Genomic DNA, 13,383 nt, shown 5'->3' with positions numbered 1-13,383 from the left:
GATCGCGCGCGCCGACAGGCGGTCGCCATCCTGCCCTATCGGTCGCGCGCGCGCAGCCTGAATGCACTCAAAGCCGAGGTCATCGTCGCAAGCAGCGCCCCGATCAAAATGCCATACGAAGATGCTCCGGTGGCGAGATTGAAGATCAAGCCCAGCATGCCGGCACCGATAGCGATTCCAAATTCCCGAGACATGGCCTGGATCACGCTCGCACCTCCGCTGCGCTCAAGCGGCACCGACAGGATCATCATCTTGTTGTTGGGAGACTGGAACAATGCGAACCCCAGCCCCGCAAACGCCGCCCCAAAGATAATTCCGGGCAGCTCCGCGCCGACCGGCGCGAACACCATGATGAACATACCGATGGCCATTGCGGACGAGCCGATAAGGCACAGCACCTCTTCCCGCATCCTGGTCAAAAGCCAGCCGGTCGCTACTGCGGCGGGTGCGAGCGCGAACGGCCAGATCGAAAGCAGGAAGCCGGCATCCAGCTGGGAAACGCTGAGGTCGTCGATCAGGTGGAACGGCAGGGCGGTCAGCACCATCGTGTTGGCCGCGAAGCAAAGCACCGACGACGAGGACGCGAAGGCAAGTCGCGGCATGGTCAACAGGTCGAGAGGCAGAATCGGATGAGACCGGTTTTTCGTATGACGCAGCAGCAATATGCCGGACGCCAGCGAGATCACCAGGGTTCCGGTGGCAAGCTGCGGCCGCATTCCCAATTGTTCCATTCCGATCACGAACAACCCGAAGGTCAAGCCAGCCAAAATCGCGCCGCGCGAATCAAAGGGCGCCTTGCGAGGCGTGTTGTCGGGCAGCGATATCGAGCAGGCGAGGCCGACCAGGCCCGGAGGAATGCTGGCGGCGAACAACCAGGGCCAGGATGCCCAGGTGAGAATGAACGAGCCGGCGATCGGCCCGATGCCCGACGAGAGCGCGACGGTGAAGGCATTAATCGCAACAGCCGCGCTGATGTTCTTGCTCGGATAGGTATGACGCACCAGCGCTGCGGTGACGCTCAGAACGGCAGCCGATCCCATACCTTGAAGGATGCGGCTGGCGGTCAGCCAGCCGATCGAGCTCGACAGGGCGGAGCAACCCGCGGCGATGAGGAACACAATAAGGCCGATCTGAAACAGCGCCCTCTGCCCGATGCGAACTCCGGCCGCTGCCGCCGGCAGCAGACAGATAACGAGGGCGATCTGAAACCCGTTCACCAGCCAGATCGCTGCCGCGGGCTCCGTGTTGAATTCTCGCGCCATCGTCGGCAGGCCGACCGTGGCCATCGCGCCGCCGGTCACCAGTGTGACGATGCAAATCAGCAGCGATGCCACGGCCCGCACGCGGCGAGGGAATGGAAGTCCGTCTACCTGCGCGGGATTGGCAGGGGGTTGAGCGTCCATGGTCATTCTCAAACGTTGTCCGAAGCGGATCTACAAGGCGGTCCGGGACGTCGATCCCAACTTTCCAATGGAAGACGCGAGGGAAGTGTCTTGAGCACTGGATTTCCCGAGTCGCCCTGCCGGTGCCTTTTCGTCACGACAGGAAAATTGGAACGAATGAAAAAAATAGTAAGGTAATGCGACATTTTTCTCGTGTATTGGGAAATTGTGTGGCTGTCTATCGGTAAGGGCTGCGAGCACCTTAACTCTGGGAGGAGGAAAGCGATGCCAGGACCTGCAAGGAACGCAAGTCCATATATATGGGGCGGTTCTTCGATCGACCGTGAGAGGTCAGATGGGCACATCGATGTGTCGACAGAGGCTGCCGCCGGGGAGGGTTCGGGCAGGTCACAAGGATTGGTCCACAGCCGGGGTTTGAAGCCATGACGATGTCCATGGCCGCCGGCGCAGCGGGAACCGGTGTCGCGGCGTCCGGCCGCAGCGAACGATCGCTTCCCAGCCTGCTGTTTATCGTCATCCTCGCGATCGTCGTCTGGATCGTGGCTGCGCCGTTGATCATGCTGCTCTACAGCAGCTTCGGGTCCGATCCCAACAAGCTTCCTTTCGAGTCCACCAGCCTTACGCTGAACAATTACTGGGCGGTCGTTTCAGGCGATACCTTCCGCACGGTTGTTCTCAATACGCTGATCTTCACCGTCGGCTCGACAGCCATAGGCATAGGAGTTGCTATCTATTTCGCTTGGCTGATCGAGAGAACGGACATCTGGTTCCGCCGGCTGTTCTTCGTAGCCATGCTAATTCCGATGGTCATACCGAGCATGATCTATGCGATGTCGTGGACGCAATTGCTCGCGCCGAACAATGGCCTCGTGGTTCTCGCCATGCGGCGCATCGGTCTCGATTTTCTTGTTCCGAACCTCTATTCGATGACCGCGATGGTGCTGATCCAGGGCTTTCTCCTGGCGTCCCACGCCTATCTTCTGATCGCCATATCGTTTCGTAACCTCGATCCGTCCTGGGAAGAGCAGAGCTTCGTGGCCGGCCGGCGGAAGTTGCAGACCGTTTTGCGGGTGACGATCCCGATGCTCAAGCCGGCACTACTGGCAGCCGTACTCTTCTTCACCGTGGTGTCGCTTGAAACCTTCGAGATTCCGGTGACGTTGGGCATGACATCCAAGATTCAGGTCGCAAGCACCTACATCTACTGGAACACCCGTCCCGAAGGCGGCCAGTTGCCGAACTACGGCCTGTCCAGCGCGCTGGCCGTGATGTTGCTAGCGGTTACCTTTGCGCTGATTTCCGTTTATCACTGGCAGACACGTAACCCGCGCAACTTCACGAGCATCACCGGAAAAGGGTTCCAGCAGCGGCGCGTAAGGCTCGATGCATGGAAGTTGCCGCACACCTTGATTGCAACGGCCTTTCTCTTCGTCGCAGTCGCCCTGCCGCTTTTCATGCTGGTATGGCGGAGCCTGAACCGCTTCTACTCGCCGCCGTCTCTTGCGTCCCTTTCCAGGCTGAATTTTGACGCTTACAGGGCCGTTTTCGCGGATCCGGTATTGCCGCAGATTCTGAACAACACGCTCTTGCTGGTTATCGGCGCGGCGGGCACGGCGACCGTGTTGGCTGCGGCAGTTGCGTGGCAGATCGTCAGGGGCTCCGCAACGCCGAGACTTCGCAGGACTTTGACTACGCTCGCTTTTCTTCCGCAGTCCTTTCCAAGCGTCGTAGTCGGACTTTCGCTGGTGTTTGTCTATATCTCTTTGCCGTTTGCAATATACGGAACGCTTTGGCTTCTTTGGATCGGCATGGTCACGAAATACCTGGCCTACTCGGTCGGAATGGTGATCGCGGGCCAGCGCCAGATATCGCCCGAGCTGGAGGAAGCCTCCCTCATATCCGGAGGCGGCGCCCGGCGGACCTATCTGCGGATTATTCTGCCCCTTATCGCGCCGTCCTTGGTGGGCTGCTTTATTTGGGTCTCGGTGCAGGTCATCCGGGAACTTGGGCTGACCCTTATGCTCTATTCCATAAGCACGCAGGTCATCTCGACGAAGATCTGGCTTCAGTGGGATGCCGGACGCATTCCCGAGGCAAGCGCGACCGGCGTCATGACGATCGTCTTGCTGTTTATTCTGCTCTCGACCATTCGGATCGGTGCATTGGGGCTTCGCATATTGAAAAGGCAGGTCGTCGCTGCGAGCGGCGCGGCGAGAACTGGTTGGGGAAGTGCTCGATGATAGTGGCTGATAATTTGCACAAGAGCTACGACAACAAATCCGCAATTCTGCGCGATGTCAGCTTCAATGTGCATTCCGGCGAGGTCTATACGCTGCTCGGACCGAGCGGTTGCGGAAAGACCACGTCGCTGCGTTCCGTTGCCGGCCTGGACAATCCTGACCGGGGTCGGATCGTACTGGGCGACAAGGTGGTATTCTCGGATCGTGAGAACATCAATGTCTCACCCGACCGGCGAAACCTGGGCATGGTGTTCCAGTCATATGCGGTGTGGCCGCATATGACGGTGTCGGGAAACGTGACCTATCCGCTGCTGGGGCGCGGCCTTACGTCAACCGAGATACGCAGAAGGGTGGGCGTTGCGCTAGAAACGGTCGGCTTGTCCGAGTTCTGGGACAGGCCCGCGCCAAATCTCAGCGGCGGCCAGCAGCAGCGCGTGGCGCTCGCCCGCGCCATCGTCGGCGAGTCAGAAATTCTTCTGCTCGACGAGCCGCTGTCGAACCTCGACGCCAAGCTCCGGGAGCAGATGCGGGAGGAACTGACCTCGCTCCAGCGCAAGCTGCGCCGGACCATGATCTACGTCACGCACGACCAGCACGAAGCGCTGGCGCTGTCGGACCGCATAGGTCTGATGCGCAAGGGCTTGATCGTCGAAGAAGGCCGGCCGGAGACGATCTATCAGTCGCCCCGGCATCCGTTCACCGCGGAGTTTCTCGGTTCGGCTAACTTTATTCCTTGTGTCGCGGCGGGCTCGCACAAGGACGGCGACATGATCGACGTCGACACGCCCTTCGGAAAGTTCCGCGCAACCGTGCGGGCGGGTGAGACGGCCGAAGGCAGGCTGTTTTTCCGGCAGCACAATGCGCGCATTTCCGCCGGCGCGGCGCCCGCCAGCAATGCAGGCACGGCAACGGTGACGCAGGTTTCATTCCTGGGTGAAACGAGGCAGATCCTCGCCATGCGCGACAATATCGCCTTGCGCTTCGAGGTCCCCGCATCGTTCAGCATCGGCCCGGATGCCGAGATCACGTTCACGGTGGACCCGGGTTCGTGCATCGCCTTTCTGCCTGTCACCAAATGATAGGGCGTCGCATTTTGGCCTAATGCATAACATGTTAAAGGGTTTTTCTTATGAATGGACAGATAGCAACGGTTGACATCGAGTACGATACCGGGACGGATTTACCGGCGTTGGGTTATGCGGCTTACCCTGAAGCTTCAGCTCCCAAGGCGTCGATCCTCGTCGCTCCGCCCGGACCCGGTCTGAATGACCGGACGCTTTGGCGGGCGCGGCTGCTCGCCGAGCAGGGCTATTTTGCCTTCGCCATGGATCCTTATGGCGGAAGGAAGCAGGCCGTGGGCATGGAAGAGGTGGAATCGCTGATCAATCCGCTGAGGGCTGATCCGAACCTGCTGCGCCGCAAGGTGAAGGCCGCGCTCGACACCATGACGGCGCGCTCGCAGGTAGACCCGGGCAAGGTCGCGGCCATCGGGTTCTGCTTCGGCGGCCTTGCCGTGCTCGAACTCGCCCGCAGCGGCGCGCCAGTGCGCGCGACCGTGGCGTTTCATGGCCTGATCGAAAACAAGAACCCTGACGATGTTCATAACATCAAGGGCAGGGTGCTGGTCTGCACCGGCGCGGACGATCCCCTCGTTCCGCCGGAACAGGTCGCCACATTCGAAAGCGAAATGCGGCAGACCAAAATCGACTGGCAGGTCCAGGTCTATGGCGGCGTGCGGCACGGCTTCACCAATCGCGGCGCTCAACCCAACGAAATCTCGAGATATGACGAGAACGCCGAGCGGCGATCATGGTCTGCGATGCTGGACCTCTTCACTCTGGAGTTCGGCACGCCGCAATGAAACGCCATTGGTCGTAGTTCCGGGGAAAGCAGGCGCGAAGCTTGTTCGGGCTTCTATCCTCGTTGCTCCGATTAGTTAAACATGTTAAACAGTTATCTCTTGGACTTGAGACCAGTTCGTGCGGAGGAGATTTGCACGAGATCGCCGAACGTCCAGGCGGATAGGGCTTCAAACGACGGGAAACAGAGACATCTGGGAGGAAGTTTTTCTATGAGTATCTTTCGAAAATTTAGTCTGGCATGTGCCACTTTGTTGGCATTCGGCGGTCTTACAGCCGCCGCATATGCCGAGGACACCGTGGAGAGCATTTACGAGGCGGCCAAGAAGGAAGGAAAGGTTGTTCTCTGGACAGCACACGACCCGGAATTCCACGCTTTGGTGGCCGCAGAGTTCGCGAAGCAATTCCCCGGGATTGAGGTCGAATCCTTCAAGATTCAGCCCGCTCCCGCGATTGAGCGCGCGATCACTGAGCAGCAGGCTGGCAAGTTGTCAGTCGATATCATCGACCACAGCAACGTTTCCTATATCCCGCTCCTTAACGACCGCGGCCTGACCGAGCCTTACGACTGGGTGAAAGTCTTCAACGCTGATCCAGATCGTGTCCTTTTCGATGGCCGGGCGTTGTTGATCGGCCAATACGACTATCCGATCGTGTACAACACCGATCTCGTGAAGCCCGAGGAGATAACTTCCTGGGATTCGTTGCTGGACCCAAAATGGAAAGGCAAGATCGTGCTGGAAGCTCGCGGTTTCAACTTCCAGATCCTCGCCCAGGAATGGGGTGAGGAAAAGACGCTGGACTATGTCAAGAAGCTGATGGCCAACGAGCCCATCATTTCAAAGGGCGGAGGTCCGACGCGTGATGCTGTTGCTTCCGGTCAGGCCTATATCGCTGTCGGCGCGCAGGGCAGCCTGAGCGACAGGATGGCCAGCCAGGGCGCACCCCTCGCCTGGGCACGCGTCGGGCCGATCCCCGCAGCGTTGATTGCTACAATTCCAATCAAGGGCGCGCCCCACCCAAACGCTGCTAAGCTCTACGCCTATTTCTGGACGACAAAGGTGGGTCAGCAGATCTACTACGATTGGGAAAAGTCCGGAATTCTTACTGGCTCGACGCCCACCGAACGCGGTCGGGAGATGCAGGACAAGGGCATCCAGATCGTGGTCGAATCGACCGACATCGAACGCGGCCGCGACCTTCTGAAGAAGATGAGCCAGGCCATCGGCGGCCTTCAGCAGTAGCGTTTTCCTGACGTGTTGCCGACGACCTGATCAGCCCGTGACGGCGAATTGCCGTCGCGGGTTTCTTTCTGCCGCAGCCGTTCGGCTCAACCTTGTCCAACTCGTCCGGAAGGCGACATGCAGGGTTGACGGTGGCCGGAAAATATATTTAACATGTTATCTAGATGCTCGCCTTGGCGGGCCTTAGCTAACAGCGTCTCGCTTGGGAGGAGTACGTTGGAGGAACCCACAGGACATCAGGCAGCTCTGGCGGGGCTTCGGGTCGTCGACCTCAGCACGTCGGTGGCTGGGCAGTACGCTGCGAGGCTGTTCGCGGATTATGGCGCCGACGTCGTTTTGGTCGAGCCGTCGTCCGGGTCGCCAATACGCAGGCAGCCGCCGTTTCGAGCGGATGGCGGAGAGTCATTGCTGTTCTGGCACCTGAACCTCGGCAAGCGCACCGCGACTTTGGACATCGATACCGCAGAGGGCATGGAAAGCCTCAAGCGGATGACTTCGGATGCGGATGTGGTCTTGACAACCGATCCTCAGCTTGCGCGCCGGCTGCGCGCCGCGAACCGTCGTCTCGTTATCTGCGCGACGCCCGATTTTTCCGAGGACGGCCCGTATCGGGACTGGGTCGGATCGGAGATGGTCCACCAGGCGCTGGGCGGGCTGATGTATATGACCGGCCGGCCTCCGGCTGAACCTCTATACGGTTTCGGCTACCGCGCCTACTACGGCACGGGCGCGGCTGCCTATTCCGCCACGCTGGCGGCGCTGATCGCGAGGAAGCGTACTGGCGAAGGAGAGATCGTCACGGTCGATGTCCACCAGACCTCGACCTCGATGTCGCAGAACCTCGTCGCACAGTTCTCCTACAACGGTTCCTATCCGGCGCGCGGCGAGTATCCCGGCGCCTGCGACGTATTTTCGGCGAACGACGGATGGTTCGTCATTTTCTGCGGCGGGCGCCGTTGGCGCGCATTCTGTTCGGCTCTCGGTTTCGAGGACCTCAAGGTCGAGCCGCTGTTCGCGACGCCCGACCTCTTGATGCGCAACTGGCAGGAGGCATACCGGCGGCTCGCACCGCGCTTCAAGCAGATGAGCGTGGACGAGGTCGTGGAAAAGATCGAGAGTTCGGGCGCGAACGCGTCGCGGGTGCTTTCGCCGACGGAAGTGTATGCCTGCCCGCATCTGGCCTCGCGAAACTATTGGCAGACCGTTCAGACGGCCGAAGGTCCGCGCATCGCGCTGGGTGCTCCCTTCCGCATGGAAAAGACGCCGCGCCTTGCCCCCCGTCATGTTCCGGGTGCGGTCGGATCGATTGATGCGCCGGAATGGCCGGTGCGTGGGGCGAAGACCGTCGAACATGCCGCGCCGGTGATGGGCGGTGCGCCTCTCGCGGGCAAGCGCGTCCTGGAGTTCACCGCCGCCTGGGCCGGACCGATGCTCGGACGGATGCTGGCGCATCTCGGCGCCGAGGTGATCAAGGTCGAGTCGCTGGACCGAATGGATACGTGGCGCGGTGTCATAACCGGCGGCGAGCGCATTCGCTATCCCGACGGCATCGAAGGAGAGCGTCCGTACAACCGCAACGTCTGGTACAACAGCCAGAACCACAACAAGCTCAGTCTCGACCTCGACCTCAAGGCACCCGCGGCGCGCGATATTATCCTCGGCCTGCAAGCCGATGTGGTGATCTCGAATTTCAGGGTGGGTGTGCTTGACCGGCTCGGCATCGGCTATGCCGATTTCCAGAAGGCGCGGCCCGACATCATATTCCTGGAGATGCCGGCCTACGGCAAAGGCGACAGCCCGCTTGCGCGCGCCTCAGGCGTCGGCCCGACCATGGAAGCGCTGGCGGGTTTCACCGCGCTGAGCGGCTATGGCGACGGCGTTCCCTGCCGCAGCGGATCGGCCTATGCCGATCCGATCGGAGCGCTCAACGGGCTTTCGGCCGTGATGACGGCCTTGTTCGCGCGCGAACAGGGTTTCGGCGGACAGCGGGTCGAACTCGCCCAGCGCGAGGGCCTGATGCAATATGACGGCGAGTGGCTGCTGGAGGCGATAGACAAAGGCGTCAACCCGCTGCCGCAGGGCAATTCTATCGCCGATGCCGCGCCGCATGACGCGTTCCGCACGCAGGGCGACGAGAACCAATGGATCGCCATCGCCGCCTTCGACGAAAAGCAATGGCATTCTCTGGTCACGGTGCTGGGCGCGACATCGCTGCTGGACGATCAGCGTTTTGCCTCCAGGGCCGAACGGCTCCTCCACCGGAGCGCGCTGCGCGCGGAACTGGAGAAACACACCATCCAGCACGACAAGCATGAGCTGGCGACGGCTTTGCAACAGGCAAAGGTTCCCGCCGCACCGGTCTGCTCCGGCGAGGATGTCTTCAATGACCCTCATCTGAACGCGACCGGCTTCATCTTCGAGGTCGATCAGCCCGAGGTCGGCATCTACAAATATCACGGCCTGCCTTTCGACTTCGAAACATCGCGGAACGCGAAATGGAAGCCGTCTCCCCTGCTCGGGCAGCACAACGAGCTTTTGCTGAAGCGGCTGCGGCCGGCGAGAAAGGCTGGTGATGGGCAGGCCTCGGCACAAGATCGAGAGAGCGCAGCACAGGAAGCCATGCAGTGAGCCATTTTCCGGCTTTCCTTATCCATAGGCACGACAACTTAACGGCAATCGGTGACGGCAGTGACAGACAAGACCTCAATGCAGCACAGCAAGATCTCGATAGGAAACATCGAACTGGATTATCTGCAGGGCGGTGAAGGACCGACGCTCCTTTATCTGCACGGCATCAACGGCCTGGAGGCATCGCGGGATGCGCTCGAAGCACTGGCCGCTCATTTCCGCGTCATCGCGCCGGTTCATCCGGGCTTCGGCGACGCCGACATGCCTTTGGAGATGGATTCCATCGACGACATCGTCCACCTCTACATCGCACTGCTGCGCAAGCTTCGGCCGAACCATGTCATCCTCGTCGGCGTCTCCGTCGGTGGCTGGATCGCCGCGGAACTGGCCAGCAAGCTGATCGGGGTGGTGGATCGTTTGATTCTCGTCTCGCCGGTTGGGATCAAGGTCGGGCCTGTCGACCGGCTCGACATACCTGATATCTTCGCGATCACAGAAGCGGAGCTGCGCCGCAGGATCTACCATGATCCGGCCCGGCACGACTTCAATCCCGAGGCGTTCGAGGACCGCGAGCTTCTGGCCGTGGCGCGCCGGCGCGAGACGCTCGCGCTGATTACCTGGGAGCCTTACATGCATAATCCGAAACTGAAGGACAGGCTCCGGCATATCGAGGCGCCCGCGCTCGTCGTGCGCGGGGCATCCGACGAGCTGGTCTCGGACGACTATGCGCGGGCCTTCTCGGATCGCATTCCCGGCGCCCGCATTGTCGAGATCGCGGGAGCCGGCCATCTGCCGGATGAAGAGCAGGCCGTCCGATTGGCAGATCAGATCGTGGAATTCGCTGGCAAGCAGGAGGCAATGGCATGAGAGTCTATCATTTCAGTGAGGGCGCGTACCCGTACCTCCCAGCGGAAGACACCTACGATTCGCTGCGTGTCTCATTGCCGAATTCATATTACGATCCGAAGAAAGGCGCCGAGCTGCTCAAGTGGCGCATCGACGAGTGGGCTTGTGCCGATGAGAACGGCCTCGACCTGATGATCAACGAGCATCACCAGACGCCGACCTGCACGACTCCGGCGTCGCCGCTGCTGGCCGCGGTGCTCGCCCGCAATACAACAAAGGCGCGAATCCTTATGCTCGGCAATCCGATCGCCAACCGGCGCCAGCCGGTCCGGGTGGCGGAGGAAATGGCGATGATCGACGTCTACTCTGAAGGGCGCCTCGAGTGCGGCTTCGTGAAGGGCGTTCCCTACGAGGTGGCACCGGCAAACAGCAACCCCGTGCGCATGAACGAGCGTATGTGGGAAGCGCTGGACCTGATCAAGAAGGCATGGATCTCACATGACGGTCCGTTCACCTTCGAGGGCCGTTATTTTCATCATCGCTGCGTCAACATCTGGCCGCGGCCATATCAGGATCCGCATCCGCCGATCTGGGTCTCGGCCACCAGCCCCGGCAGCGCGAAAACAATAGGCGAGAAAGGCTACAGCCTCGGCACCTTCAACACCGGATATGCCGACACGCCCGCCGTCTTCACGGCCTATCGCGAGGGCTGGGCGAAGGGAGGGCGCACCGGTCATTGCCCGATCGAACAGATCGGCTATGCCGGGCTGGTCCATGTCGCCGAGACGGAAGAAGCAGCCCGCGAGGGCGGCAAGCAGCTTCTCTGGTACTACGAGCACAACAAGGTGCCGCTGCACTACCGCAACCCGCCCGGCTATGTGTCGCCGCAGGCCAACGCCATGGCGCTGAAAACGGGGAAGACCGGCAACCGGCCGGACGTTCTCACCGTCGATGAACTGGTGAAGCGCGGCATCCTGTTCTGCGGCACGCCCGATCAGGTCTTCGAGCAGATCAAAAAGTTCTATCTCCATGTCGGAGGGTTCGGTCATCTCATCGCGATGGGTCAGGCCGGCTTCCTGTCCAACGCGGCGACCAAGAGCCACCTCAAGCTGTTCGCGAAGGAAGTCCTGCCTCGCCTGCAGGATCTCCCGCGGGAAACGGCCAACGCAGCCTGATCCGCGTCGCGGGCCTGGCTCGACGTCAAGGAACAAGCAGATGAATGAACGCATCGATATGGGTATTCGCAACAAGGGCCATGCGCTGCTCGGTCGCGAACTCGGCCTCATCGAGTCGCCTTGGACCCTGAAGGACGTGATCCTTGCCAATCTGGTCGGCGGCTGTGGAGCCGAAGACCTGGAATACGTCTTTGAGGGCAGGGGATTGCGCGTCTTGCCGACATTCGCGGTTTCCGTGGCCGGCGCGTGGATCAGAGCGACCAATCGCGGGATCGATCTGCCGACGCCTTCGCTCTATCTCGGCATGGAATACGACCTCCTGCGCCCGATCGGTCTAGGGGGAACGATGACTTCGACCATGCGGATCATCGGCCTCGATTTCAAGGAAACGTTCCTGCATGTCTGGGTGGAGCAGATCAGTCGCGTCGACGGCGAGACGGTGATGGAAAGCCGCCATTGCTTCCAGTTCGCCGTGACGCAGGGAGAGCGCGAGACATTGGGGGATGTCGGCTACCGCCACGGCAGCGCTCACCCGACGACCAAGCCCGACTACGAGGTGACGTTCCAGATCGACCCCCGCGCTCACCTGATCTATCGCCTCTCCCTTTCGTTGCAGAACAACCTGATCGCGGGCGAGGCTTTCCATGTCGATCCGGCGACCGCCGCGGCGCGGGGGTATCCGAGCACGCCGATCCACGGTCCGGTCACGCAGCTCAATCTCGGCCGTGTGGCTGTAAAGTTCTTCGAGAAGGAAGCGCCGGGCAAGATCGTATCGGGTTTTGGCGCACGTTTTCGCACGCTGGTCTATCCGGGCGATGTCCTCACCGCGGGATTCTGGAAGTCGCCTGAGGACAGCAACATGTGGTCGTGCTCGCTCGTCAACGAAGCCGGCAAGCCGGCTCTCGATAATATCTGGTTCCGCCTGGCGTGACGGTGCAGGCATAAGGGCGAGATTCGAACATGAACCCAGTATCGCGGAATTTAGACGAAACCAGCATCACCGAGGCCGTTCTGCGGCGTGTCGCCGGGGCTTCGAACGACCGGGCACGGACGATCAGCGACGCGCTCGTGCGCCATCTGCATGCCTTCGTCAGGGAGGTGGAACCCACCGAGGAAGAATGGCGGCAGGGCATCGATTTTCTGACCCGCGTCGGCGGCATGTGTTCCGAAACGCGGCAGGAGTTCATCCTGCTTTCGGACACGCTCGGCGTCTCCATGCTGGTCGATGCGATCAATCATCGCGGCGCATCCGAAGCGACCGCGACGACCGTTCTAGGACCGTTCTATGTCGCCAACGTAGCCGAGCAGCCGCTGGGTGCGTTCATTTCGGAAGGACTCGACGGTGCGCCGATGCTGTGCGAGGGCAGCGTATGTGACCCCAGCGGCAATGCTTTGGCTGGCGCGATTGTCGATGTGTGGCATTCGGACGGAGACGGATATTACGATATTCAGCACGCGGACGGGCTTGAAAGCCTCACCGGCCGCGCCCGCTTTCGCACGGATGGCGGTGGCCGGTTCTGGTTCAGAAGCATCGTGCCGAACTTCTACCCAATTCCCGATGACGGACCTGTGGGGGACATGCTGAAGGCGCAGGGCCGCCATCCGTACCGGCCGGCACATGTGCACTTCATGATAGCGGCGCCCGGCTTTGAGACTTTGGTTACGCACGTCTTCCTCTCCGGCGACCCCTATCTCGACTCCGATGTCGTGTTCGGCGTCAAGGACGAGCTCATCGCGAGCCTGACGCCGCAGGAAGCGGGCAGGACGGCGCGGGGAAACGTGATCGAGCAGGACATGTCGGCGCTTCGCTACGATTTCGTCCTCACGCCCGCGCGAAAGGAAACACTCTAGCCCGGCGGGACCACCACGCCCGGCAACGCCCCGACCGGTTCAAGCTGCCGGGGCGAAGGCACCTTTTTTGCAAGCGACGGTGTCGCACTTGGCCGGTGCCCGGATCTCCGTGCGCAGGACGCCGACGCCTATTCCCG

Annotated in this window: 10 protein-coding genes; 9 read left to right on the top strand and 1 reads right to left on the bottom strand. The window is 61.0% G+C overall.

Annotated features, from left to right (window positions below; all coding sequences use genetic code 11):
- Positions 1–35 precede the first annotated feature (35 nt).
- On the bottom strand, positions 36–1,403 hold the full coding sequence (locus tag M9924_18460; protein ID MCO5066373.1) for an MFS transporter: 1,368 nt from the start codon (positions 1,401–1,403) through the stop codon (positions 36–38).
- A gap of 422 nt (positions 1,404–1,825) precedes the next feature.
- Between M9924_18460 and M9924_18455 the strand changes: the two genes are divergently transcribed.
- The 9 genes from M9924_18455 to M9924_18415 all read left to right on the top strand — a co-directional run bounded on the left by M9924_18455 (position 1,826) and on the right by M9924_18415 (position 13,246).
- On the top strand, positions 1,826–3,643 hold the full coding sequence (locus tag M9924_18455) for an iron ABC transporter permease (GenBank protein MCO5066372.1): 1,818 nt from the start codon (positions 1,826–1,828) through the stop codon (positions 3,641–3,643).
- Positions 3,640–4,722 carry an ABC transporter ATP-binding protein gene (locus M9924_18450; protein ID MCO5066371.1) on the top strand — a complete coding sequence of 361 codons (1,083 nt, stop codon included), beginning with the start codon at positions 3,640–3,642 and terminating at the stop codon, positions 4,720–4,722. The genes M9924_18455 and M9924_18450 overlap by 4 nt, the downstream gene beginning before the upstream one ends.
- Before the next feature lie 50 nt (positions 4,723–4,772).
- Positions 4,773–5,504: a dienelactone hydrolase family protein gene (locus M9924_18445; GenBank protein ID MCO5066370.1), complete on the top strand. Its 732-nt coding sequence runs from the start codon at positions 4,773–4,775 to the stop codon at positions 5,502–5,504.
- 210 nt (positions 5,505–5,714) lie between these two features.
- Complete coding sequence (locus tag M9924_18440) at positions 5,715–6,746, top strand: extracellular solute-binding protein (protein ID MCO5066369.1); 1,032 nt, start codon at positions 5,715–5,717, stop codon at positions 6,744–6,746.
- A 216-nt stretch (positions 6,747–6,962) separates the two neighbouring features.
- Positions 6,963–9,374, top strand: coding sequence for a CoA transferase (locus M9924_18435; GenBank protein ID MCO5066368.1), 2,412 nt, complete (start codon positions 6,963–6,965; stop codon positions 9,372–9,374).
- 60 nt (positions 9,375–9,434) lie between these two features.
- On the top strand, positions 9,435–10,241 hold the full coding sequence (locus M9924_18430) for an alpha/beta hydrolase (protein ID MCO5066367.1): 807 nt from the start codon (positions 9,435–9,437) through the stop codon (positions 10,239–10,241).
- Positions 10,238–11,395, top strand: a complete 1,158-nt coding sequence (locus tag M9924_18425; protein MCO5066366.1) for an LLM class flavin-dependent oxidoreductase — start codon at positions 10,238–10,240, stop codon at positions 11,393–11,395. Before M9924_18430 ends, M9924_18425 begins: the two co-directional genes overlap by 4 nt.
- A gap of 40 nt (positions 11,396–11,435) precedes the next feature.
- Complete coding sequence (locus M9924_18420; GenBank protein ID MCO5066365.1) at positions 11,436–12,326, top strand: hypothetical protein; 891 nt, start codon at positions 11,436–11,438, stop codon at positions 12,324–12,326.
- A 29-nt stretch (positions 12,327–12,355) separates the two neighbouring features.
- Positions 12,356–13,246, top strand: coding sequence for an intradiol ring-cleavage dioxygenase (locus tag M9924_18415; GenBank protein ID MCO5066364.1), 891 nt, complete (start codon positions 12,356–12,358; stop codon positions 13,244–13,246).
- Positions 13,247–13,383: the final 137 nt, after the last annotated feature.

Source organism: Rhizobiaceae bacterium (assembly GCA_023953835.1).
Taxonomy (GTDB): Bacteria; Pseudomonadota; Alphaproteobacteria; order Rhizobiales; family Rhizobiaceae; genus Mesorhizobium_G.
Note: the sequence above shows the minus strand (reverse complement) of the source record. Positions and strands in the feature narration are given on the sequence as shown.